This is a genomic window from Thermosipho melanesiensis BI429 (assembly GCF_000016905.1).
GTDB classification, from domain to species: Bacteria; Thermotogota; Thermotogae; order Thermotogales; family Fervidobacteriaceae; genus Thermosipho; species Thermosipho melanesiensis.
In genome coordinates, this window is sequence record NC_009616.1 from 181388 (window position 1) to 206368 (window position 24981).

The 24981-nt window shown below is 31.0% G+C and carries 29 protein-coding genes; 13 read left to right on the forward strand and 16 right to left on the reverse strand.

Annotated features, from left to right (window positions below; genetic code table 11):
- Positions 1–849, forward strand: a complete 849-nt coding sequence (gene xerA, locus TMEL_RS00905) for a site-specific tyrosine recombinase/integron integrase (protein ID WP_012056407.1) — start codon at positions 1–3, stop codon at positions 847–849.
- A 261-nt stretch (positions 850–1110) separates the two neighbouring features.
- Here the strand turns inward: xerA and TMEL_RS10240 are convergent, their stop codons facing one another.
- Positions 1111–1272, reverse strand: coding sequence for a hypothetical protein (locus TMEL_RS10240; RefSeq protein WP_012056408.1), 162 nt, complete (start codon positions 1270–1272; stop codon positions 1111–1113).
- A gap of 432 nt (positions 1273–1704) precedes the next feature.
- Between TMEL_RS10240 and TMEL_RS00915 the strand changes: the two genes are divergently transcribed.
- The 3 genes from TMEL_RS00915 to TMEL_RS00925 all read left to right on the forward strand — a co-directional run bounded on the left by TMEL_RS00915 (position 1705) and on the right by TMEL_RS00925 (position 3666).
- Positions 1705–2289, forward strand: a complete 585-nt coding sequence (locus TMEL_RS00915) for a hypothetical protein (protein WP_012056409.1) — start codon at positions 1705–1707, stop codon at positions 2287–2289.
- 95 nt (positions 2290–2384) lie between these two features.
- A complete protein-coding gene (locus TMEL_RS10145) occupies positions 2385–2975 on the forward strand; it encodes a hypothetical protein (protein WP_012056410.1) in 591 nt (196 codons plus the stop codon).
- Positions 2938–3666 (forward strand): hypothetical protein, encoded by a 729-nt coding sequence (locus TMEL_RS00925; protein ID WP_041425884.1) that lies wholly within the window; start codon positions 2938–2940, stop codon positions 3664–3666. Before TMEL_RS10145 ends, TMEL_RS00925 begins: the two co-directional genes overlap by 38 nt.
- A gap of 131 nt (positions 3667–3797) precedes the next feature.
- On the opposite strand, the gene eno is transcribed toward TMEL_RS00925, so the two are convergent.
- From eno to TMEL_RS01000, 15 genes are all read right to left on the reverse strand, one after another.
- Positions 3798–5087, reverse strand: a complete 1290-nt coding sequence (eno, locus tag TMEL_RS00930; RefSeq protein ID WP_012056412.1) for a phosphopyruvate hydratase — start codon at positions 5085–5087, stop codon at positions 3798–3800.
- A 125-nt stretch (positions 5088–5212) separates the two neighbouring features.
- On the reverse strand, positions 5213–6418 hold the full coding sequence (locus TMEL_RS00935; RefSeq protein ID WP_012056413.1) for a hypothetical protein: 1206 nt from the start codon (positions 6416–6418) through the stop codon (positions 5213–5215).
- 38 nt (positions 6419–6456) lie between these two features.
- Entirely contained in the window at positions 6457–7488 is a 1032-nt protein-coding gene (locus TMEL_RS00940) for an S-layer homology domain-containing protein (RefSeq protein ID WP_012056414.1), read from the reverse strand.
- Between the two features lie 100 nt (positions 7489–7588).
- Positions 7589–8785 (reverse strand): tyrosine--tRNA ligase, encoded by a 1197-nt coding sequence (gene tyrS, locus TMEL_RS00945; protein WP_012056415.1) that lies wholly within the window; start codon positions 8783–8785, stop codon positions 7589–7591.
- An 11-nt stretch (positions 8786–8796) separates the two neighbouring features.
- Entirely contained in the window at positions 8797–9048 is a 252-nt protein-coding gene (gene secG / locus TMEL_RS00950; RefSeq protein ID WP_077277058.1) for a preprotein translocase subunit SecG, read from the reverse strand.
- Positions 9049–9085: 37 nt separating this feature from the next.
- Positions 9086–10861, reverse strand: a complete 1776-nt coding sequence (locus TMEL_RS00955; RefSeq protein ID WP_012056417.1) for a TIGR03960 family B12-binding radical SAM protein — start codon at positions 10859–10861, stop codon at positions 9086–9088.
- Between the two features lie 12 nt (positions 10862–10873).
- On the reverse strand, positions 10874–11896 hold the full coding sequence (locus tag TMEL_RS00960; RefSeq protein ID WP_012056418.1) for a THUMP domain-containing class I SAM-dependent RNA methyltransferase: 1023 nt from the start codon (positions 11894–11896) through the stop codon (positions 10874–10876).
- On the reverse strand, positions 11893–12210 hold the full coding sequence (locus TMEL_RS00965) for a DUF190 domain-containing protein (RefSeq protein ID WP_012056419.1): 318 nt from the start codon (positions 12208–12210) through the stop codon (positions 11893–11895). Before TMEL_RS00965 ends, TMEL_RS00960 begins: the two co-directional genes overlap by 4 nt.
- Positions 12207–12584 carry a fluoride efflux transporter CrcB gene (crcB, locus tag TMEL_RS00970; RefSeq protein WP_012056420.1) on the reverse strand — a complete coding sequence of 126 codons (378 nt, stop codon included), beginning with the start codon at positions 12582–12584 and terminating at the stop codon, positions 12207–12209. Before crcB ends, TMEL_RS00965 begins: the two co-directional genes overlap by 4 nt.
- Entirely contained in the window at positions 12581–13057 is a 477-nt protein-coding gene (locus TMEL_RS00975; protein WP_012056421.1) for a hypothetical protein, read from the reverse strand. Before TMEL_RS00975 ends, crcB begins: the two co-directional genes overlap by 4 nt.
- Complete coding sequence (gene rdgB, locus TMEL_RS00980; protein WP_012056422.1) at positions 13054–13629, reverse strand: RdgB/HAM1 family non-canonical purine NTP pyrophosphatase; 576 nt, start codon at positions 13627–13629, stop codon at positions 13054–13056. The genes TMEL_RS00975 and rdgB overlap by 4 nt, the downstream gene beginning before the upstream one ends.
- 10 nt (positions 13630–13639) lie before the next feature.
- Positions 13640–14098 (reverse strand): 23S rRNA (pseudouridine(1915)-N(3))-methyltransferase RlmH, encoded by a 459-nt coding sequence (locus TMEL_RS00985; RefSeq protein ID WP_012056423.1) that lies wholly within the window; start codon positions 14096–14098, stop codon positions 13640–13642.
- A complete protein-coding gene (locus tag TMEL_RS00990; protein WP_012056424.1) occupies positions 14095–14622 on the reverse strand; it encodes a DUF501 domain-containing protein in 528 nt (175 codons plus the stop codon). Before TMEL_RS00990 ends, TMEL_RS00985 begins: the two co-directional genes overlap by 4 nt.
- Positions 14595–15371: a 50S ribosomal protein L11 methyltransferase gene (locus TMEL_RS00995; RefSeq protein ID WP_012056425.1), complete on the reverse strand. Its 777-nt coding sequence runs from the start codon at positions 15369–15371 to the stop codon at positions 14595–14597. The genes TMEL_RS00990 and TMEL_RS00995 overlap by 28 nt, the downstream gene beginning before the upstream one ends.
- On the reverse strand, positions 15372–16187 hold the full coding sequence (locus TMEL_RS01000; RefSeq protein ID WP_012056426.1) for a peptidoglycan DD-metalloendopeptidase family protein: 816 nt from the start codon (positions 16185–16187) through the stop codon (positions 15372–15374).
- Between the two features lie 231 nt (positions 16188–16418).
- Between TMEL_RS01000 and kal the strand changes: the two genes are divergently transcribed.
- Genes kal through kamE form a run of 9 tightly spaced genes read left to right on the forward strand, consistent with a single transcriptional unit; the run spans position 16419 to position 24976 of the window.
- Positions 16419–16799: a 3-aminobutyryl-CoA ammonia lyase gene (kal, locus tag TMEL_RS01005; protein WP_012056427.1), complete on the forward strand. Its 381-nt coding sequence runs from the start codon at positions 16419–16421 to the stop codon at positions 16797–16799.
- A 5-nt stretch (positions 16800–16804) separates the two neighbouring features.
- Positions 16805–17623 (forward strand): 3-keto-5-aminohexanoate cleavage enzyme, encoded by an 819-nt coding sequence (kce, locus tag TMEL_RS01010; protein ID WP_012056428.1) that lies wholly within the window; start codon positions 16805–16807, stop codon positions 17621–17623.
- The gene (gene kdd, locus TMEL_RS01015) at positions 17586–18659 is read left to right on the forward strand and encodes an L-erythro-3,5-diaminohexanoate dehydrogenase (protein ID WP_187145731.1); all 1074 of its coding nucleotides are present in this window, start codon (positions 17586–17588) and stop codon (positions 18657–18659) included. The genes kce and kdd overlap by 38 nt, the downstream gene beginning before the upstream one ends.
- Positions 18660–18671: 12 nt before the next feature.
- Positions 18672–19943 carry a lysine 2,3-aminomutase gene (gene kamA / locus TMEL_RS01020; RefSeq protein ID WP_012056430.1) on the forward strand — a complete coding sequence of 424 codons (1272 nt, stop codon included), beginning with the start codon at positions 18672–18674 and terminating at the stop codon, positions 19941–19943.
- Positions 19940–20350, forward strand: a complete 411-nt coding sequence (locus TMEL_RS01025; protein ID WP_012056431.1) for a MaoC family dehydratase — start codon at positions 19940–19942, stop codon at positions 20348–20350. Before kamA ends, TMEL_RS01025 begins: the two co-directional genes overlap by 4 nt.
- Positions 20308–21318, forward strand: coding sequence for a lysine 5,6-aminomutase reactivase subunit KamB (gene kamB, locus TMEL_RS01030; protein WP_012056432.1), 1011 nt, complete (start codon positions 20308–20310; stop codon positions 21316–21318). The genes TMEL_RS01025 and kamB overlap by 43 nt, the downstream gene beginning before the upstream one ends.
- Positions 21281–22642 (forward strand): lysine 5,6-aminomutase reactivase ATPase KamC, encoded by a 1362-nt coding sequence (gene kamC, locus TMEL_RS01035; RefSeq protein WP_238375220.1) that lies wholly within the window; start codon positions 21281–21283, stop codon positions 22640–22642. Before kamB ends, kamC begins: the two co-directional genes overlap by 38 nt.
- Entirely contained in the window at positions 22632–24194 is a 1563-nt protein-coding gene (gene kamD, locus TMEL_RS01040) for a lysine 5,6-aminomutase subunit alpha (RefSeq protein ID WP_012056434.1), read from the forward strand. The genes kamC and kamD overlap by 11 nt, the downstream gene beginning before the upstream one ends.
- Complete coding sequence (gene kamE, locus TMEL_RS01045) at positions 24191–24976, forward strand: lysine 5,6-aminomutase subunit beta (protein WP_012056435.1); 786 nt, start codon at positions 24191–24193, stop codon at positions 24974–24976. The genes kamD and kamE overlap by 4 nt, the downstream gene beginning before the upstream one ends.
- Positions 24977–24981: the final 5 nt, after the last annotated feature.

Here is a 24981-nt window from a genome sequence, read left to right on the forward strand (position 1 = left end):
ATGGATTTTTTAGAAAATTTTTCGGACTATTTGGCACATGTAAGAAGGCATTCTGAAAATACTTTGAAAGCTTATTTAAAGGATGTTAGAAAGTTTCTGGAATATATAAACAAACCCATTAAAGAAATTGAAAGAAAAGATATAGAAACATTTTTAAAGGCACTTTCCAAGGGAGAAATTACGGAAAATAGTCCTAGAGAAACTACTATTTCAAGATATATCTCAAGTTTAAATTCCTTTTTTAATTACCTTGAACTTTCTGGTACAATTTCAAATAATCCCATGGAAAGGATTAAACATCCAAGACTTAGAAGAAAAATTCCAGATTTTTTAACAGAAGAAGAAATTAAAAAACTCATAGATGTTTTTGACGAAGAAACAGAAATGAAAAAAAAACTTGCCATTTCACTACTTTACTATGCAGGGCTTAGAATTAGTGAGCTCTGCAATTTAAGAACAACAGACATATCTTTTATCCCTCCTTTTTTAAGAATTGAAATGGGTAAAGGTAGAAAGGATAGACTTGTACCACTACCAGATAAAGTCCTACCTTTACTTCAAAAATATCTAGAACTAAAAAATCCAAAAATATATGTTTTTGAAAACGAAGCAAAACACGTTCATCCATCAACCGTTTTCAGATGGTTAAAAGATGGTGTCAAAAGAGCTAAGATAAAAAAACAGGTTCATCCCCACACTTTACGTCATTCATATGCAACACACCTGATTAGAAAAGGTGTAAATATAAAAGTTGTCCAAGAACTTCTTGGACATACTAATCTAAGCACTACAAGTATCTATTTACATGTTGCCGACCAAGAAAAATTCGATGCAGTAAAAAAATTATAATTTTTTCGCAAATGTAATATTTGAGAAATATCGACGAAACATTAAAAAAATATAAATAATTTTCGGTGGGGGAATTTTATTAAAAACTTTAAAGTGGGGAGGGAGTTATAATGAAAAAAACATTATTGTTAACAACATTATTTGTAATTATTATCCGTTCAAATTTGACTTTAGCTAGATTTTTTGGCGGGAACATCTAATTATTTCCAAACGAACTGTTTATACACCTTGGAAAATTTCAGAACGTATTTACAATTCGACTCAAGAAATAATGACTGTTAATAAAACTACAAGTGAAACATTATCAGTTACAGCTTCCGCTGGATTTAGTGCTGGATCTAAATATGTAAAAGCAAATTTCAGTGTCAATATCGGCCAATCTATAACAAAAACGTTATCAATAACCGTAAGTGTTCGCCCCAAAGAAGTTCTTTATATAAAAACTCGTTGAGCACTAGATAGTTATTTGATGAAATCTACAAATTTTGCTTTTTGGAAACCAATTAAAACAATATTCTGGAATTTCAAAATTCCAAAATTTTTAGATCATAAATTTGAAACATATTAATAATTCTAACTCCCTCACCTTCATACCTAAGTTTTTAAATTTTGGGGGAAAAAATGAAAAAAAGTTCATCTGTACTTTTATATTTTTTCTTTTTACAATGATTATAAATATTACTTTTTTTGCTAATGAAAATATTAAAACAATAACATTAAATGATTTAATAGAATATTCAATCAATAACTCATACGATTACACGTTTAAATTAAATGAAATTCAATATTTTAAAAACCATTTAAACGGGTATTTTCTGTTATTACCATCCATTAATTTTTCTACTTCACAAAACTTTGGAATATTATTCAGTAAATGCCGAGATAAATGCAAATAATATATTTGCTACACTTTATACAAATATTCAAAATATAACCCTTAAAAGATTAAACTATGAGCTTATTACCTATAAAACTGATGCTGCTATCGAAGCTTCACGATTTTATTTTATGTTAGTTACACTTGACAAAATATTAACTTCGCTATCGATAATAGATAATTCTCTAACATTATTGTATAATAAATTAATAAATAATAAAAACTTAGAATATTATCAATTGAAAGAGATCGAGCTATCATACAAGAAATTTAAATTAACTTTATTGGATAATATAAATAAAAAGAATATCTTTTCTTTTGAAAAAAACTTAGGACTAAATTACAAAGATAATAATCAAATTATTGTTGATCAATCGTATTATGTAATTCCAAATTTGACAAACGATTCTACATTTTTAAACATTGAAAAATATTACGATTATAGCTATTTTAAAAATACTTCACTTATTAAAAAATTTTCATTAGAAAAATTAGAAAATTATTTAGAGAGTAAGGCAAATTTTATTAAGTTCTCACTTCCAAATATCATACCATATTTATAATTAAACTATTTTAATAATTCTTATGAACCAGAAATTGGAACAAAACTTTCATATTCATTATCATCTATACTTTATCATCTATACTTTCTTTAAATATGGAGTTAAAAAATAAAAATATACTTTCTTCTCAAAATACCTGGAATTTTTCAATTAATATTATTTTCAATAATAATAATAATAATAATAATAATAATTTTAATTATTATTCAAATAAAAATATTTCTATAAATAACCAAATTAATTCACTATATTTTGAGTTTATTAATGCTTTAAATGATATAAAAATGACTATCTACAATCTTCAGATCATAAATGCCGAACTTAATTTAATAGATTATCTAACAAATAATGTTTCTTCTCCATACGAGAAATTTAATTTATTAATCCAAAAAGGATATAATCTAATTAACTTTTATTCTTATATTGAACAATTTAATGAAAATATGTTTAAAATCAAATCTTGGAGTGAGAAAATCATCTTGGAGGTGAAAACTATGCGGTGTAAAGGAGCTTTTTTTATTCTTACTATTATTATTTCAACTTTCGCATTTTCGATGCAAGATTATGAATTAACTTTTTCAACACTTTCTCCTTCAAACATAAGTTCTATAGATGCATACAAAATAGAATTTGCAAAATTTGAACCAATTGAAAACAACATTTTCATCTTTTATAATAAATGTTAATATTCATTCTATTTTAAGTCCAAATAATTATCATATAGAAGAAAAATTAACAAAATTACCATTGAATTATTCTCCAATAAACGATTTTATATTTATTAATGACAAAGATAAAATTGTATTCATCTCTAAAGGTAATTTATACATATACTCAACTAAAGAAAAGAAAACTTCAAAAATAGATATAATTAAATCTGAACACTTAAAATTATTTAAAAATGGTTCTGATAACATCTTCCTCATTGATAAAAATTTTGATATATACAAAATAGATGTTGATAAAGAAAAAATAGTGAATTTAAAATCATCAGAAGAAATTTTAAAAAACATCAACAGTTTACCATCTATCGAAGATATAATTTGTTCAAATTCAATATATATAATTGTTAATAAAAACATTTTTGAATATGACACAATAAATAATGTTGTTTATCCAAGATTTAATGGCTTTAATTTCGGAAAAGTTGTCAGTCTTGTTGTGGAAAAATTTAATAACTTAAAATTTATAGCTTTTAAAGATAATTCACAAAATATAATAAATATTGCATATATTGATGAAAAAGAAAATAAAATAAAAATATTCTACAAAACTTCACTAAATAATTTTGTAAGTTTTCTTGAAAGCAAAGGAATAATTTTTGTATTTGAAAAAGACAAATATCTAACGTTTCCTATAAATAAAATTGCAAATTAGTTTTTAAAAACCTCCCACTATTTTATATTTCTACAAAATATATGTTCAAATAATGAAACACTTGATGAAATTTTAACTGAATATACATCATAAGAAAAAACCCCATCCTATTTTCAGGATGGGGTTTTTTCTTATCTATCAATTGAATAAAACGCCTTTATTCCTTTATATTCTGCTGCATCTCCCAGTTCTTCTTCTATTCTTAATAATTGGTTGTATTTTGCTATTCTTTCACTTCTTGAGAGAGAACCAGTTTTTATTTGTCCTGCATTAGTTGCAACTGCTAGATCCGCTATAAATGTATCTTCAGTTTCACCAGATCTGTGAGAAATTACATTTGTCATATTGTTGGTTTTTGCAAGCTCAATTGCATTCAATGTTTCGGTAACAGAACCTATTTGATTTAACTTAATTAATATTGAATTTGTTGCCTTTAATTCTATACCTTTTTCCAATCTTTTAACATTTGTTACGTACAAGTCATCACCAACAATTTGGACTTTTTTGCCAACTTTTTCATTAAACTTTCTATATGAATCCCAATCTTCTTGATCAAATGGATCTTCAATTGAAATAATTGGATATTTATTTATTAATGATTCATAGTATTCGATTAACTCATCAGAAGTCTTTTCAGTTCCATCGATAAAATATTTTCCCGTTTCTCCATTATAAAATTCACTTGCTGCTACATCTAAAGCAATATATATATCCTTTCCAGGAACATAACCTGCCTTTTCTATTGCTCGAATTAAAACTTGAATTGCCTCTTCATTATTTTGAAGATTAGGTGCAAATCCACCCTCGTCTCCAACTGCAGTTACATGCCCTGCTTCTTTTAAAATCCTTTTAAGTGCATGGAAAGTTTCTGCACCATATCTTAACGCTTCTCTAAAGCTTGGTGCTCCAGCTGGAACTATCATAAATTCTTGTATATCAAGGTTATTATCCGCGTGTGCTCCACCGTTAATCACATTCATCAAAGGAACTGGCAATACTTTTGCATTTACTCCACCAAGATATTTATAAAGTGGTAACTGTAAGGAATTTGCCACCGCTCTTGATACTGCCATCGATACACCTAAAATAGCGTTAGCACCTATGTTACTTTTATTCTCTGTACCATCAATCTCCAATAATGTCTTATCAATAGATACTTGTTCATATGCATTTAAACCCAAAAGTTTTGGAGCTATCTTTTCATTCACATTTTCAATTGCTTTTAATACTCCTTTTCCTCCATATCTTTTACTGTCTTTATCTCTTAATTCCAATGCTTCAAACTTTCCAGTAGATGCACCCGAAGGCACAATAGCCCTACCAACAGAACCATCTTCAAGCATAACTTCAACTTCAACAGTAGGATTTCCGCGGGAATCAAGTACTTCTCTTGCGTAAATATCAATAATTTCAATGTACATAAACTCACCTCCAAGTTTTTTATTTCACAATTATATTATACCCCATAAATGTTTCATTTTTTATATCTTAATATTACAAAAAACCCCCGCAAAATGCGGGGGTTTTTATGGAAAACATACTAAAATTAGAAGCTTACACTCCAACTAAGTTTTGCATACCATTGTGCATCATCTTTGTTTATATCTGCTGCACCATCACCATCTTTATCGTAAAGTATACCGTAGAATGCACATAGTGTTGTATTATCATCAATTGCATAACTTGCTTTTGCATAGTAACCAAATTCATTACCATCCATTAAGTATTTAACTGCACCAGAGAGTGTAAATGCATCGACTGGAGTTACGCTCAAATCTGCGTTAACAACTAAATCTGTTGCTGCAGCAACTATATCTCCCCAACTTACTTTTGCATTTGCACTTACCATGTCATTTGCAAATCCAAGGCTCAAGTTAACTGGTACTGTAAATTCTGTTGGACTGGAAAGATCTCCAATTTTGAATGTTGCATCTGCACCTAATGTCACTGGTTCCATTTCATAACTTACTGCTGCTTTTACAGAAAGTGTTTTAGCTGATGAATCTCCTGCATATTCAAAGTTTTCAACATTTTCTTTCCATGCAAATGTTTGTGTTAATGTTAAGATAGAAAATTCTGCAGAAAAACTTTCGGAAATACCATATGCTGTTGTATTTGCACCATCTACCATACCAAATACACCGTCAAGTGTCAAGCTACCAAATCCAAGATCTAATTCTGTGTTAGCATTTACACCGTATTCAAAAGTATTTGTTGTTGAAGCTGTATCTGCATCGTAGAATGCTGCAGAAAGGTTAACTCCTGCTACACTGTATGTAAGCCCAACAAAATCGTTAAACCATTTTTCACCTGCAAGAACACCAGTATTGTAATCTACTGTCCTCAATATGTCTTGATATACTACTGTTAAACCGTCTACTGCTTTAAGCGTTACTGCAATATTTCCTTCTGCTGTCATTAATGGATTTTTGTCACGGTCTGTACCTACAAAGTATTGGAATGCACTTGCACCATTTGCATATGTAAGACCAAAAATGCTATTTTCAAAGCTTATGCTGTAAAGTGTTAAACTTTTTCCAACAAGATCAATGCCAAATGATACACCAAATTGTGTGTCAGAACTTGGTGACCATAAAACTTTTGGCTTAATCAACCCACCTGATACATCCAAACCTTTTTCGTCAACGCCCAACGTAAAACTTGCCGTTCCTTTCCAAGATACTTCTGGTGTTACCGCAAAAACTGCTGATAAAATAAATAACGATACTAATAATACTACGAGTTTCTTCATACGTATAAACCTCCCTTTTTTAATATATAGTTAAATAATTATGGTTTAACAAATGCCGCATAAACACCTAAACCCACACCAACAATTCCCAAAATTAAACCAACTATGGAAAGTGTATTTGCAGAATCTGCTTTCTTTGCAACCGCATCTAATTCATCTTTACCAGCTTTCGTTTCTAATGCTTTCTTATTTTCTTCAGTTGCTACTTTAACACCTTCGACATCTTTCTTAACACTTTCTACATCTTTCTTAACACCTTCAATTTGCTTTCTTAACGCATATTCTACTTCACCAAGTTTTGCTGCAAGACCATTTAGTGTATCTGTATTGAATTGTGCAAACTCCTTTATCTCCTCTACATCTTTTAATTTTCTATCAACAGATTGCATCTTTACATTAATATATTTTACCAATTTTTTGTCAACATTTTTAATACTCTCTGCATTTTGATAAACTAAATTTCTTAACATTGGAATTGCATTATTTACGTTTGTTTCTACATTCAACAATTTCCCTGCAAGTTCATTATATTTTTCATCTACATATTTTTTTGAATTTTCTTCTGAAACTGTTATCTTTTTGTACAAAAATTCAATTTGTCCATTAATTGAATCTACTGAATCGTTAACCATTTTTTCTACATCATCTGCAGATACCTTTTTCGATAATGCTTCATAAATTCTAATAACATCCTTATCAATAACATCTAACCTCTTTGATAATACTTCTACTTCTTCCTTTGTAACTGCATTTGCAAGTGCTTTCTTTAAACTTCCTGTAATTTCATACAATGCCGCAATATCGTTTTCATGAACATCAACTGTCACCATAACTTTTTGAATATCCTTTTCCAATAAATCCATTACCCTTGCCAAAAATACCGCAAGTTCATACCTTGTTACATTATTTACCCCCCTAAATGTTCCATCTGGATACCCTGTAACAATACCAGCCTTTTGAAGCATCATTACAGAATCATACGCCCAATGATTTTCAGGTACATCTTTTAGTCCAGCGAAAATAAATGCTGAGACTAATACTAAAGTGATAATAACTAACAATTTTTTCATGAAAATACCTCCCTTCCGAATTTGTGTTACATTTAAATTACCATACAGATTTATTATAACATTTTTTGTTAAGATATTTCAAGTGTTTTTTTAATAAAATTCAATTTTTTGCAATCAATTTATAGAACTTTCTCTTTCCAACCCTTAAAACATGCTCATTTTCGATTGTAACATCTTCTTTAAAACTTTCAACTTTTTTTCCATCAAACTTTACTCCGCCTTGGTTAACTACTCTTTTGGCTTCACTTCTACTTTGAGTTGCCTTCACTGCAACAAGCACATCTACAATATTGTATTTTCCATTTTCAAATTTTATTTCAGGCATTTCATCTGGTAATTCTTTTTTTCTAAATACCTTAATAAAATTCTCTTCAGCTTCCTTTGCGGCATTCTCATTGTAAAAGAACTTAACAATTTCCCTTGCAAGCCTCATCTTGACATCTCTTGGATTTACCTTTGACTCCTTTATCAACTTTTCATATCGTACTATTTCTTCTTCAGGAATATCCGTAACCAACCTCATATACTTGACTATAAGCTCATCAGGAATTGACATTACCTTTCCATACATATCGTTTGGTTCATCTGTAAATGCAATATAGTTATCATAGCTCTTACTCATTTTTAGTTTCCCATCAGTACCTTCAATTATCGGCATTGTCATTACAATTTGAGGTTTTAATCCGTACTCTTCCTGTACCTTTCTCCCAACTAACAAATTAAACAATTGATCTGTTCCACCTAATTCCACATCTGCCTTTATTGCCACTGAATCATATGCTTGAGCAAGAGGGTATAAAAATTCAGCTATACTTATAGGTTGACCTTCTGATAACCTTTTAGAAAAATCATCTCTTTCAAGCATTCTAGCAACTGTGTATTTACCAGCAAGTCTCACTACATCCGCAAATTTCATTTTACCAAGCCATTCATTGTTAAATCTAACTTCCGTCTTACTCTCATCTAATATTTTAAAAGCTTGTTTTGCATAAGTTTCGGCATTTTTTCTAACTTCTTTCTCAGATAGCATAGGCCTTGTAATATTCCTACCTGTAGGATCCCCAATCATACCAGTAAAATCTCCAATTATAAGAATAACATGATGGCCTAAATCCTGAAACTCTTTCAATTTTTTCAAAACCACAGCATGCCCTAAATGGAGATCCGGTCTTGAGGGATCTACACCAAGTTTTATTCTAAGAGGTCTATTTTCTTTTAAACGTTCTAATAATTCTTCTTCAGATATAAAATCAACTACATTCCTTTTCAAAATCTCAAGCTGATTGGAAGGTTCCAAAAAAATCCCCCCTATCTGGATATAAAGAAAGCGGTTAAAATGCTAGATACAAAAAATAACACACCAACAATCACAGTGATTTTTCCTTCAGTATCAAGACCTTTTTCTCTGCCAAAAACTGTATTCATGGCACCTGAACCAAAAGCTCCACCAAGTTCCGCAAATTTCCCCATTTGCTTTAAAGAAAGATATATAAGCAAAGCGCTTATTAATCCATGAATAACCAACATTACTTTGGACACAACTACACCTCCATTCTTCATTTTCTAAGCTTTATTATATCACATCAAAAATATCAAATCAAATTTTCAGCTTATTTTCCACCTTCAAAATCTGACATACTCCACAATAGCTACAAATATTCCTACAATCATCCGTTTTTTCGCCTGATAAAAACTTTTCATACTCTTTCCAAAGAAAATATTTCGTCACACCTGATTCAATATGGTCCCATGGAAAATTATCCTTAACAGTATACGGTCCTTTATAATCGCCCAGATTCACATTCTCTTCATTAAATGATATAATCCAATCTTCAAAATTGAAATGCTCACTCCATTCATCATAATACGACTTTACATATTTTTTCTTAACAACATCATACAACCTTCTATCTCCCCTCGACAAAATCGCTTCAATAAAACTTTGTTTTCCATCGTTTACATCTATTTTGGCATACTTTCTGTATGGTTTTAAAACATTATATACATATTCCATATATTCTGGTTCTCTAACTTCTGCAAATTGAAAAGCAGTATGTGGTTTTGGAACTAGTAAATTTATCGAAGCAGTAACAAGTTTAAACTTAAAACTCTTTATTTCTTTTAACAACTCACCGATTTCTCGAACATCTTCTTCTGTCTCACCAGGGAATCCTACCATAAAATAGAGTTTTATTTTATTCCAACCAGCTTTTTTTGCCTCCAAAGCACTCCTTAAAATCTCATCAAGTGCTATATTCTTATTAATCTTATCCCTCATTTTCTGAGAACCTGCTTCTGGGGCAAGAGTTATCCCTCTTTTCCGCACTGACGCTATCTTAGTAAGAAGTTCAACGTTAAAGGCATCTACACGTGTAGATGGAATTGACAATGAAATCTTTTTCTCATTTACATAAGGTAAAAGCATATCAACAATTTTGTTTAATGTTGAATGATCCATAGCAGAGAGAGATAAAAGTGATATTTCTTCATATCCTGTCTTATTCAATATTTTTTTTGCATTTTCAACCACTTTTCTTGCAGTTCTTTCTCTAACAGGTCTATAAATATACCCTGCATGGCAAAACCTACATCCTCTTGTACAACCCCTACTTATTTCTAACACTGCTCTATCATGAATACTTTGAACATTTGGAATAATTTGATTTACCGGAACAAAACTATCATCAAGATCTTCTAATACATTTTTTTTTATTCTTTTTGGAACGTTCTTTACTGGTACAACTTTTCTTCCACTTTGTTTGTAAAACAAAGGAATATAAATTCCTCCTACTTTAGAAAGTTCTTCCAACCTCTTAATTCTTTTTTCTCCTTTAGTAAAATTCAAAATTTCAAGTATCTTTTTTAAATTTTCCTCCCCATCACCCAAATATACTACATCAAAAGCACGATATAAAGGCTCTATATTAAAAACAACAGGTCCACCCGCTATAACAATAGGCTCATTATCCTTTCTTTTATCTACATCAATATTAATTTTGGAAAGTTCCAATAGTTTTAAAATATTTGTAAAAGATAACTCATAACTTATTGAAATCCCTAACACATCCATCTCAAAAATGGGAGTTTTTGTTTCTAAAGTAAACAAGGGTATACCTTTCTTTTCCATAAGTTCTATCATATCAACCCAAGGCAAAAATACACGTTCTGCATAATAATCATCAAATGAATTTATATAATGATAAAGTAGCTCAAGTCCATAATGAGACATTCCTACCTCATAAACATCGGGAAATGCCAATGCAATTCTTAATTTTCCATCTCTCTCTTTCAAAATACTGTTAAATTCATACCCAATATACCTTGCAGGTTTCTGAACTTTTAAAAGCTCTTTATTTAGAAACTCTAAAATCACTGTAAACCTCCTCTAATAATACATATAAAACCAAACCCAAATCCCACTATTTTGAAATCTTATCTTTTTGGTAGCCTTTTTTCCAAACATTTTTTCAAAATTTCTATTAGGAAAAAGAATATAAAACTTTGAATCCTCAAAATTCTTCAAAAATTTTGAAAAATCTATATTATAACTTAATCTCTCACCATATGGAGGATTTGTCACAATCCACACATTATTCATATTATACGTCCCAAATAACCTTTTTTCAAAAATCAAACCCTTTATACCTATACGTTTTGCATTTTCCTTTGCAATCTTAATAATTTCTTCATCTAAGTCAAACCCATAAATTTCATCAACATTTATAAGCCTTTTTCCTCTATCAGGCCAATTTAAAAAATTCCAATTTTCAGACACGAAACTTCTAAAAATTCCAGGTGGTGTATTTGATTTTATCAAAGCCGCCTCAATTGGAATGGTTCCACTCCCACAAAACGGATCTATAAACGTTGCATTTTTCCACCTTGAAAGTAATATTAAAGAAGCCGCAATTGTTTCTCGGAGTGGAGCTTTTGAGGTTTTCAACCTATATCCCCTTTTGCTTAAAGCTTTTTCTCCGGTTGTATCCAGCAGTACATAAAGCACATCATTTTTTAAAATTATTCTCACGGGAAATTTCACATTTGATTCACTTTTTACCTTTTTCCTAATAGCTGCATACGCTACAGAAATAATGGCTCCTTTTGCCGAAAGCTTGGAATTTCTCACGGAAACATCGGATATATACACTTTTCCGTGAACAAAATCTTCCCAATCAATTTCATAAATAGCCTTGTAAAATTCATCAAATGTTTTTACAACAGTCTTTTTTAATAATATAAATACTCTTTCTGCACTTCTTAGATGTATATTAAGAAGGGGGATATCTTTTAAATCCCCCTTTATATATATCTTCCCAGATACAGATTCTAATACTTTATACCCCATATTCTTTACTTCAAGAGCTGTTGCCGCTTCTAAACCAGAAGTACACGTTAACACTATAGTCATTTTTCTTTCACCACATAATGAGCATTTACCAAAAATTCAACAACAAGACCATCAAAAGGCAATTCTTTTACTTTCTCTAAAAAAGAATCTATTCTCTCTTTTTCATCAACTATATCAATCACAATCGGCAAATCTTCGGACAAAGCAAAAAAATCACTTCTATGTATATGTCTTTTATGGCCAAAACCCATTATTCCCTTTAAAACAGTTATACCCTTTAACCCTTCCTCATATGCTAGCTTTAATATATGTTCAAATACAGGTTTCCCCTTAAACGTATCTTTCTCACCCAGATATATTCTAAGTAATTTCAAAGAAATTTCCCCCTTCCAAGTACCATTCCAAAAAAAGCAGCAAAAAAACCAAAGAATAAATTTGCAAAAAAATATACCAAAGCTCTAAAAGGACTTGTTAAAAATAATGACAATGTTTCATAAGCAAATGTTGAAAACGTGGTAAATGCTCCAAGAAAACCCGTTCCAAAAAAGAGCACAAAATTTGGGTTGACCTCAAATCTTTCTATACTGGAAAATAACACAAATGAAAGTAAAAATGCTCCCAAAACATTCACTATTACCGTTCCCAAAGGAATATAATTAAAAGGAAAATGTGTATTAAAAACTTTAGAAACAAAATACCTAAACAGTGCTCCAAAAGCGCCTCCAATAGCTATCAAGATAAATTTCATGATATTTCACTTCTTTCAAACTCTTCAAAAAGTATATATGACATACTATCGTCAACTATTCCCTTTTCAGGTATTGCCCTCAAATAATTAGGATTATCTTTGAACAACAGTACAGAAAAGACCATAGTTTTCGATATATCACTCGCAACCATTGATTGTGCTTTTCTTAAAAGGTATTTTGAGGTAAATGTAGTTTTATCAAACAAAACGAAAAAATCAACTTCATCAAGATAATTTTCAGGGATACTTATTTGATTTCCCGTAATAACCGAAACAAGATAATTGTCAAGCTTTATAATTTTTTTACTATTTCTCAAAACCACATCCAATAATTTATATCTCCCGTGAACAAACACGATATCTCCGTTAAAAAATATAGTATAGGGGACGTTAAAACTTTCAAAATCCGTTGTTACCCAAATATCAGGTTCAAATTCATCAACTAAAAAACTTTTGGATAAAAGAATCCTCAAATTTCTTTCACCTCTTTTAATATTTCAAACAATTTTCTAAATGCCTTTGCCCTGTGACTTATCTTTTTTTTTATACTATCACCAAGTTCACCAAACGTTTTTTCATATCCATCAGGAATAAAAAATGGATCATATCCAAAACCAAAAGTTCCTCTAACTTCCGTTGAAATAATCCCAAATACTTTCCCCTCGACAGAAATTAAAAGTCCATTCTTTGGGTTAAAATAAGTTGCAACACAAACAAATTGTGCACTTCTATCTTCCTTGTCTTTCAACATATCTAGAATTTTAGACATTTTTTCGACATAAGGTCTTCCTTCCATAAATCTTGCACTTTCAACACCAGGAAAACCATCTAGTGCATTTATTTCAAGTCCAGAATCATCGGAAATAACTGGACTTTCTAACTTTTTTCCATAATAATATGCTTTTTTAACAGAATTTTCATAAAATGATTTACCATCTTCTATTACATCTACCTTTTCAGGAGATCTTTGTAAATTAACATTTTCTCCAACAATCTTCTTTATCTCTTCTACCTTATGCATATTTGACGTAGCAACATATATCATATACACACCCCTAATAATGATATTTTTCGTTATTAATTATCTTAAACCCACGAAATAACTGTTCAAGCAACAATATTAAAGCCATTTCATGAGTAAAAGTCAATTTGGAAAGCGAAATTCTCTTCTCAGACATACGTCTCAAATTTTCACTAATTCCTAGCGGGCCACCAATTACAAAACACAAATTACCTTCCAATAATTTATTTTTCAACAAACTTGAAAATTCCAAACTATCAATCTGTTTTCCATAAAGATCAAGTAAAACAAAACTTCTTCCTTTAAGCTTATTCAAAATTTCCTTTTCCTCATTATTTAGTATAACACTCTTTGAGGTTTTGTTAATATCCCCACCTAATCTTACAAAACTTATTTTCAAATCACAAAATCTTTTTAACTTATCTAAATAAAAATCAAAAGCACTTTTTAAGTGCTTTGAAATCTTTCCAGGAACTATTACTTCAATCTTCACTTTAATCCCTCACAATATTTATCTTTACACTCTATCTCTCCTAACCTTTCATAAACCAACTTTCCCACTGGATTTTTAATTCCCACTAAAAAATCAGCTAAGTGAAGATGTAAACACTTTACCTTTGAAAAGTTTGAAATACCACCTGTCCCCACATTTTTTAATTTTTCTCTCCATTGCTTAAATTCAGAAATCTCATCTAATTCAAAATAACTATCTCTTTCTTCTATAACTTTCCTATGTGCCTGAAAAAGTTTCTCTTTAAACTCTTCATCTTCTTCTATTATCTTCTCTACTTCTTTTATCATTCCTTTTTCTTCTAATCTGGACACCTCTTTAACTAAATAAGGACATGTAAGATAATTTAAAGTCGGAAATGGCTTTCCATCCCTAACTGGAAGACTCTTTATCACTTGTGGAAAACCATGAGAACAAAATACGGCAACTTTACAAAAGTTTTTTGCATCCCGACCAATTTGTTTTGAAACTATTTCTCTTAAAACTTTATCACCAGTGCATTCCATTCATCTTTCCTCCGATGCTCAACTATATTTAAATGCTCAAATAAATAAAGTTTAGAATCTATAATTCCCGATAGTATAACTATCCCATTTTTTTTCAAAAATTTAGGCATATCTTCTAAAGCTTTAACCAACACATCGGCAATTATATTAGAAACAATTAAATCATACTTTCCATCTACGTTTTTCAATAAATCAGACACTCTTATTTCAACCTCTACGTTATTCTTCTCCACATTTTCTATTGCAGATTCAACTGCCATTTTATCGTTATCCACAGCTAGAACTCCACTCGCTCCCAACTTTTTAGCCAAAATACTTAAAATCCCGCTTCCACATCCCAAATCCAAAACATCCATACCTTGCCTTAAATACTTCTTAAGCAAAGTTGCAGCAAGCTTTGTAGTGGTATGAAGCCCCGTTCCAAAAGCAAGCCCCGGTGTTATTCTAATAACCAATTTGTCATTAATTTCATGGTAATCCGGATCAATATACACACCATCTATGAATTCAAAAGGCTTAGAGATAAGATTTTTGATCCATTCATCCGAAGAGGTTTCCCTTTCTTCTACTAACTTGTATGAAAAATTCTCTTCAAAGTTTTTCTTTTCACTCACTAAAACCAAAAATACTCCCTCTTTTGTTTCATAAAAATAATAATTACTAATACCCTTATCAAAAAAATATTCTTCAACCTTTTCCACGTCTTCCTTTGAAATACTATAAACCCTCTCAAAAAATTTTTTCTTCATTCATTCACCACCTAAATATAAACCTTCATCTTTTAACACATACATCCTTCCGTATGAAGGAAGATAAGCCATTGGATTTGTATGTTTTCCATTAATTCTAACTTCAAAGTGTAAATGTGGCCCTGTACTAATACCAGTTGAACCTACTCTCCCAATTAACTCTCCCTTACTTATCTTCTGCCCTTTATAAACACATATTTTTGACATATGACCATAAACTATATCGTATTTACCATAATCAACAATAACAGCTAATCCATATCCTCCATATTCTCCTGCAAATTTAACAACTCCATCAGTTGCAGAAAAAATTGGTGTTCCCATTGGAGCTGAAATATCCACACCACTATGAAAACTCCTTTTTTTGTAAATGGGATGAATTCTCCATCCATACGTAGATGAAATCTTACCAAACACAGGCCACATAAAACTCTTATCATAAATATTAAACGCCATACCAACATAATCCAGCGGGATAAAAAGCTTCTGCCCTACATAAATATAATTACTTTTTAACTCGTTTGCATCCTTTATCCTATCTACTGTTGTAAAAAATCTTAAAGCAATTGAATATAAACTATCTCCCTGTTGAACTTCGTACATAATACCAGGCGGTTGGGGAATTTTAATTACCTCCCCTATCTTCAACCCGTATGGATCTACTTCATTCCAATCCAAAATAATTGAAGGTGAAACTCTAAATTTCTTAGACAATTCATATACTGTATCACCTGGTTGAACGTAATAGTTTAGCACAAAATAACTTGAAAACGAAAGTGCTGAAAAAAGTAGAAAAAATATACTACATTTTCTCATCCGTTTTTACACTCCCCTCATATTTTGCAAATTAATTTTACCACACAAAAATATTCAAAATCAAATAAAAAATAAAAAAAATGAAGTAATCTGAAAAAATTAATAAAAATCACATTAAAAAAGGTAACTTAAATTAATCAATATTAATAACAATTTACAACTTTTGATTAAATGTATATTTTCTGTTAACATTGAAACTAGAATATATCCAAAAAATAAAGGAGGGCTCATATGAAAACTACACTAAAGGTTAGAATGAGCACGGCAGATGCCCATTATGGAGGAAATCTTGTAGATGGAGCACGTATATTACAACTCTTTGGAGACGTTGCAACAGAATTACTCATACGTCACGATGGCGATGAGGGACTATTCCGAGCATACGAAACTATTGAGTTTTTAGCTCCTGTTTACGCAGGAGATTTTATTGAAATAACCGGTGAAATTATTAAAGTTGGAAAAACATCAAGAAAAATGGAATTTATCGCAAAAAAAATTATTACAGCAAGACCTGATATAAACGATAGTGCTGCCGATGTCTTAGATGAACCTATTATTGTGTGCAAAGCAATAGGTACGTGTGTCGTACCATTAGAAAAACAAAGAAGGTGAAAATTGTGGAAAAACTTATAATTACTGTAGCGGTTACAGGTGCCGAAGTAACTCGCGAAAAACAACCTAACCTTCCCATAACTCCTGATGAAATAGCTGATGCGGTATACGAATGTTATTTAGCAGGTGCCTCTATTGCACATATACATGCAAGAAAAGAAGATGGTACACCAACTCAAAGTTATGAAATTTACATAGAAATAAAGGAAAAAATCGAAAAAAAATGTAACATCATTTTTCAACCATCAACTGGTGGTGCAACCTGGCATACATTTGAAGAAAGAATGCAACCACTCTTAACAAATCCTGAAATGGCAACACTCAGTGCAGGAACCTGTAACTTTGGTAATGATGTCTTTTTAAATCCAATGGAATACATTGAAAAATTTGCAATTGAAATGAAAAAAAGAAAAATAAAACCAGAAATAGAAGTTTTTGAGAGAGGTATGATAGAAACAGCATTAAAATTGGTAAAAAAGGGATTACTTGAAGCTCCGTTACATTTTGATTTTGTAATGGGAGTTCCAGGAGCAATACCAGGAACTATTGATGATCTTGTTTATTTAGTTTCAAAAATTCCTGAAGGCTCCACGTGGAGTGTTGCTGGAATTGGTAGATATGAACTTCCACTTGCTGTACATGCAATTTTAATGGGGGGACACGTTAGGATTGGTTTTGAAGATAACATATATTACAAAAAAGGAGAACTTGCAAAATCCAATGCACAACTTGTTGAAAGAATAGTTCGGATAGCAAAAGAAGTGGGAAGGGAAATAGCAACACCAGATGAAGCAAGAAAAATACTTGGTATTAGAAAGGAGTGAAATAGTGATAAACAAAAAAAGATGTCCCTATGGTACGCACAGGGTAATTGAACCAAAAGGCTTTTTACCACAAGCAGCAAAGAAAATTGACAACAATATGGAAATATATTCAAATGAAATATTAATTAATGTAAAAACTCTAAACATTGATTCTGCAAGCTTTACACAAATTAAAAATTCTTGTAAAGGTGATATTGAATGCATAAAAAAAACTGTTCTTTCTATAGTCGAGGAAAGAGGGAAACTACAAAATCCAGTAACAGGAAGCGGAGGTATGCTAATAGGTACAGTTGAAGAAATTGGTCCAGATATAAAAACTGATCTAGAAGTAGGAGATAAAATAGCTACACTTGTTTCTCTTTCACTAACTCCACTAAGAATAGATGAAATATTAGACGTCAAAGTTGATGCAGAACAAATTGACATTAAAGGAAAAGCAATACTTTTTGAAACAGGTATATATGCAAAACTTCCAGATGACATTCCCGAAAAACTTGCACTTGCCGTGTTAGATGTTGCAGGTGCTCCAGCACAAGTAAATAAACTGGTAAAACCGGGAATGACAGTGGCAATAATTGGCGGTGGAGGAAAATCCGGAATTTTATGTGCATATCAAGCTATAAAAAATGTGGGAAAAGATGGAAAAGTAATAGTTATTGAATATTCAAAAGAAAATGCACAAAAAATAAAAGATTTAAATCTAGCACATCATGTAATTGTTGGTGACGCAACAAAGCCTATGGAAATATACAAACAATTTTCAGAAATCAGCAATCTTGCAGATGTAACTATTAATAACGTAAATGTTGAAGGCACAGAAATGTCTTCTATTTTAATCACAAAAGATGATGGAATAATTTACTTTTTTAGCATGGCAACTTCTTTCACGAGAGCTGCACTCGGTGCTGAAGGAATTGGTAAAGATGTAACAATGATTATAGGAAATGGATATACAAAAGGGCATGCTGAATTAAGCTTAAATATAATTAGAGAATCAAATGAAATAAAAAAGTTATTTGAATCAAAATACTGTTAATGGAGGGATAAAATGAGGCATTACAAAGACATTCCACTTTGGAAAAATGTAACTGATAAAGAATGGAATGATTGGAAATGGCAAATTAGAAATAGAATTACAAACGTAGATACATTAAAAAAGGTTATCAACCTTACAAAAGAAGAGGAGGAGGGTATAAGACAAAGCCTGAAAACATTAAGGATGGCAATAACACCATATTATGCATCTTTAATGGACCCGGATAATCCGAAATGTCCTATTAGGAGACAGGCTGTACCAACCGTTAAAGAACTTGAAGTTAAACCCTGGGACATGATAGATCCATTACACGAAGATGAAGACTCTCCTGTTCCTGGACTTACACACAGATATCCAGATAGAGTGTTACTACTCGTTACTGATATGTGTGCTATGTATTGTAGGCACTGTACTAGAAGAAGGTTTGCAGGTCAACATGACAGGACAAGAACAAAAAGTGAAATAGATGCGGCAATTGATTATATTAGAGAAACTCCACAAGTAAGAGATGTATTACTTTCCGGTGGCGATGCACTCTTAGCTGGAATAGATATGTTAGAATACATTCTAAAAGAACTTAGAAAAATTAAACACGTTGAGATAATTAGGATCGGAACAAGAGCTCCTGTGGTAATACCTCAAATTGTAACTAAAGAACTTACAAATATGCTCAAAAAGTACCATCCAATATGGATAAACATGCAATTTAACCACCCAAAAGAAATTACCTCTGAAAGCTCAAAAGCTTGTGAGATGTTGGCAGATGCAGGTATTCCTTTGGGAAATCAATCTGTTCTACTAAGAGGTGTAAACGACAGTCCATACATTATGATGGAACTTGTACATCAACTAGTGAAAATTAGAGTAAGACCATATTATATTTATCAATGTGACCTTTCTCAAGGTATCTCTCATTTTAGAACATCCATTGGAACGGGTCTGAAAATTATGGAAAGCCTAATAGGGCATACTTCAGGTTTCTGTGTTCCAACCTATGTGGTAGATGCACCAGCAGGTGGCGGAAAAATAAGATTAATGCCTCAATACTTGATTTCGTATTCTAATAACACCGCTATCTTGAGAAATTATGAAGGAGTTATAGTTGCATATCATGAACCTGAAGATACTACATCTGACGTTGATGATAGCGAATACAGGAAAAAATACAAATTCACCGGTATCGCTTCACTTTATGAAAGCAAAAAGATTTCCATTGAACCAACTCATTTAGAAAGACATGAAAGAATTAAAAAATGGAAAGAAAAAAGGGGAGAAGAAAAATGAAGTTTGATGAAATATACATAGGACAAAAATTCGAAAAAAAATTCATAGTTAAAAGCGATCACGTATTAAATTTTGCAGAAATAACAGGCGATAAAAACCCAGTTCATATAGATGAAGAATATGCGAAAAATTCCATCTTTGGAGGAAGGATTGCCCATGGCATCCTTCTTCTTGGTTACGTGTCTTCTATTTTGGGGATGGAATTTCCAGGTCCTGGAACAATTTACATGTCACAAAATGCAAACTTTTTAAGGCCTGTTTATGTGGGAGAAGAAATAAAAATAGTAATAGAAGTATTGGAAAAACAAATGGAAAAAAAGAGAATAACTGTTTCTACAAACATTTATAATAAAGAAGGAAAAATATGTGTAGAAGGAAGGGCATTACTTTCTCTAAAATTCATCTAATAGACCTTTTCAAAGATTTTAAAACTATTGCAATTGTTGGCTTAGAAAAAAACACAGGAAAAACAGAAACATTTAATTTTCTGCTAAATAATTTGCAGAAAAATTATGTGTTAGGAATAACGTCTATTGGTATTGATGGAGAAGATGAAGATCAAGTTACACATACCAAAAAACCAAACATCTTTGTAGACAAAGGTGTGATTTTTGTAACTACAGAAAAGTTTTATAAACAAAAAAACTTCCTTTCTGAAATTTTGTATGTTTCAACGAGAAGCACTTCAACAGGAAGAATAATAATAGCAAAAGCACTGGAAAAAGGAAAAATAATACTTTCGGGACCTACTACTATGAAATGGCTTTCTGAAATAAATTTAAAACTTTTCAAACTTGGTGTAGACAAAATATTAATCGATGGTGCACTATCTAGAATTAGCTCTTCAACAATAAGCGATGCTTTAATTTTGGCAACAGGTGCTGCAATAAGTCTTGATATAGAAAAAATAGTTGAAAAAACCTCTGAAATTATTTACAAAATTAATCTTCCTAAATATCCTGAAAACATTGAAATAAAACCTGGCATTTTTTCAAAAGAACAAGAATTCATCGAATCATCATTATTAAACATTAAAAACTTTGAAAAATTAAAAAAATACAAAGAAATAATAATAAGCGGTGCGTTAACAGAAAGTTTTCTAAAAAATCTAATTAACAAAAACATATATCCCACTTTAATTGTGAAAGATATTTCAAAAATCTTTGTAAAAAGTTTTTACATTAAACTTTTTCAAAAAAAAGGCGGAAAGATATTTGTAACCCACAAACCAAATTTAATTTTAATTACAGTAAATCCGTATTCTCCATATGGTTATAAAATTGATGAAGAAACACTAATTAAAAAACTTTCTAAAGAAACAAGTTTGCCAATAATCAATGTTAGAAAGGTTGAAAAATATGGATGTGGGATTTGAATACATAAAAAGCAATCTGAACTTTTCTTCTCAAATTGGAAGAAAATATTTTGAGAACATAAAAATACTAACAAGCAAAAGTGAAATCACATATCATCTAAAAGCTATAGAAATTCTATCAAACCTTTCCCTTGAAAAGGTAAAAAATATACTTTCACACTTTCAAGACATACATGAAACATTTAAAAAACTAAGCTACAAAAATCCCTTAGATGAAATTGAACTTTTTCAAATAAAACACTTTACGTATTTCTCCCAAGAACTTTTCAATGAACTTAAAACATTAAATCTACTTGACTACTTTAACCTTGAAGCTCTTGTTGAACCTTTTAAAATTTTAGATCCCGATAATGAAAAAATGCCCACTTTTTATATATACAGTAGTTATGACAAAACCTTAAAAGAAATACGGGGAAAAAAACAAAATGAGAATGATGAAAACAAATTAATAGATCTCACCATAAAAGAAAAGGAAATAGAAAAAAACATCTGCGAAAATTTATCATTGGAATTATTCAAATACACGGAAAAATTTCTAAAGAACTACAAAATAATTGGCTTTTTAGATTTTTCCATTTCAAAATTAGAGTTAATAAAAAAATTAAATCTAAAAAAACCAAAAATAAATAAAGCATTTGAGATAGAATATCAACAACTTTTTAACCCTGAAATTAAAAATCTACTTGAAGGGGAAGGAAAAAAATTTCAAGACATCGACATTAAATTAAAAAATGGAACACAGATAATAACTGGTGCCAATATGGGAGGAAAAACACTGCTATTAAGAACTATTGCACTCTCTCAAATACTTTTTCAAATGGGATTTTACGTGCCTGCAAAAGAAGCAAATTTACCAATATTTGACAAAATATACTTCATTTCAGGTGATTTTCAAAACGTAAAACTTGGACTATCTTCATTTGCAGCAGAAATGAAGATAATAAATGAGATATTTAAGCAGATAAATAAAGAACAAAAAATGTTAATTTTGCTTGATGAACCAGCAAGAACAACAAATCCAACGGAAGGAAGGGCAATAGTCAAAACAATTGCAAATCTCCTTAACCAACAAAACATTATTTGTTGTATCACAACACATTTTGACAACGTAATTTCAGATAACATTAGACACTTAAGAATTAAAGGAGTAAAAAATATTGAAAAAATAGATAAAAATAGAAACATTCAAGATTATTTTGATTACTCTTTAGAAGAAGTATCCTCAAACGTTTCACCAAAAGAAGCAATCAAAATCCTAAAGTTACTAAATATAGATAATTATTTAGTTGAAAAAATTGAGGAGGTATTAGAAAATGAAAAGTAAATTAGGCCTTGATTTCAAAAAAGTTGAACATGCAAAAAATTTGGCAAAAAAAATAGCAGAAGATATTAGAAAGTTTGTAGAACCACGTTCTACAACCTCGATTGAAAGAACAATATGTAGATTTCTCGGTATAGATGGAGTAAATAATGAAAATGTACCTCTTCCAAACGTTGTAGTGGACCACCTAAAAGAAAAAGGATTACTGGAGCAAGGAGCAGCTTACTACATTGGAAATGCAATGATAGAAACTGGATTATCTCCGCAAGATATAGCCGAAAAAATTGCAAAATGTGAATTAGACTTGGGAAAAATTAAAGCCCATAGCATTGAAAATGTTTTAGGTGTTATAAATCCCATTGTTGAAAATACTATAAACAAAATAAAAGAAAATAAGAAAAAAAGAGAAAAAATGATAAAAGAAATTGGTGAAGGAAAACAACCTTATCTTTACGTCATTGTCGCAACAGGAAACATCTATGAAGATGTAGTTCAAGCACAAGCCGCCGCAAGACAAGGGGCAGATATAATTGCAGTAATTAGATCAACTGCACAAAGTCTTCTTGACTATGTACCGTATGGTCCCACAACAGAAGGCTTTGGGGGCACCTTTGCAACACAAGAAAATTTCAGAATAATGAGAAAAGCATTAGATGAAGTTTCTTACGAAGTTGGAAGATATATAAGACAAGTAAATTATGCTTCTGGTCTTTGTATGCCAGAAATAGCGGCGATGGGTGCACTTGAAAGACTTGATATGATGTTAAATGATGCGTTATATGGTATTTTATTTAGAGACATTAACATGCAAAGGACAATAATTGACCAACACTTTTCAAGAGTAATAAATGGTTTTGCAGGAATAATAATTAACACAGGGGAAGATAATTACTTAACAACAGCTGATGCTTACCAAGAAGCTCACACAGTACTTGCTTCACAATTTATTAATGAACAACTTGCTTTAATTGCTGGTATTCCTGAAGAACAAATGGGATTAGGTCATGCATTTGAAATGAATCCAGATTTGGAAAACGGATTTTTATATGAACTTGCCCAAGCACAAATGGCAAGAGAAATATTCCCAAAAGCTCCGTTAAAATACATGCCACCAACAAAATATATGACAGGAAACATATTCAAAGGACTTGTTCAAGATGCTATGTTTAACGTTGTTTCCATCTGGACAAAGCAAGGCATACAGCTTCTTGGAATGCTAACTGAAGCAATACACACCCCATTTATGTCCGATAGATATCTTGCAATTGAAACGGCAAAATATATATTTAACAACCTAAGAAACATAGGTGATGAAATATACTTTAAAGAAAATGGTATAATCCAAAACAGAGTTAAACAAGTACTAAGCGAAGCAATTGAACTGCTAGAAAAAATTTCAGAAATAGGTCTTTTTGAGGCATTAAGCCTAGGTGTATTTGCAAACATAAAAAGACCTATAAATGGTGGTAAAGGACTTGAAGGTGTATTTCTAAAAGGCAAAAACTACATAAACCCATTTTTTGATAAAATGCTTGAAGGAAGGTGTAATAAATGAGTGGATACAATCTTGAAAGAAAAAATATAGACAAAACTCTAAACCTAAAAGCTATCAAACCATATGGAGATACAATGAATGACGGAAAAGTACAAATTAGCTTCACACTTCCCGTACCGTCTGGAGATGAAGCAGTGGAAGTCGCAAAAATTTTGATGAAAAAAATGGGACTTGAAAACCCACAGATAGTTTTTTCAAAGGAATTAACAAAAGGTTTTACGTTTTTTATAGGTTATGGAGATTGTATTCATACAGTTGATTACACGAGTATACACGTTCCAAAAGTTCATGTAGAAGAAATGACCATGTATGAAATAGACCAATTTATAAAAGAAAAAATAGGTAGAAAAATTGTGGTAGTAGGTGCAACTATTGGAACAGATGCACACACTGTAGGATTGGATGCAATATTAAACATGAAAGGATTTGCTGGTCATTACGGCCTTGAAAGATACGAAATGTTTGAGGTATACAATATGGGAAGTCAAGTCCCAGCAGAAGAGTTCGTAAAAAAAGCAATTGAAGTCAATGCAGATGCACTCTTGGTTTCCCAAACGGTTACACAAAAAAACATACATATAAAACATTTAACAGAACTTGTAGAATTACTTGAAGCAGAGGGCATAAGAGAAAGAGTTGTATTGGTAGTTGGAGGTCCAAGAATCACACATGAACTTGCAAAAGAATTGGGCTATGATGCAGGCTTTGGCACAAATACATTTGCAGAACATGTAGGAGCATTTGTCGCACACGAACTATACAAAAGATTAAATAGGGGCTAAAGCCC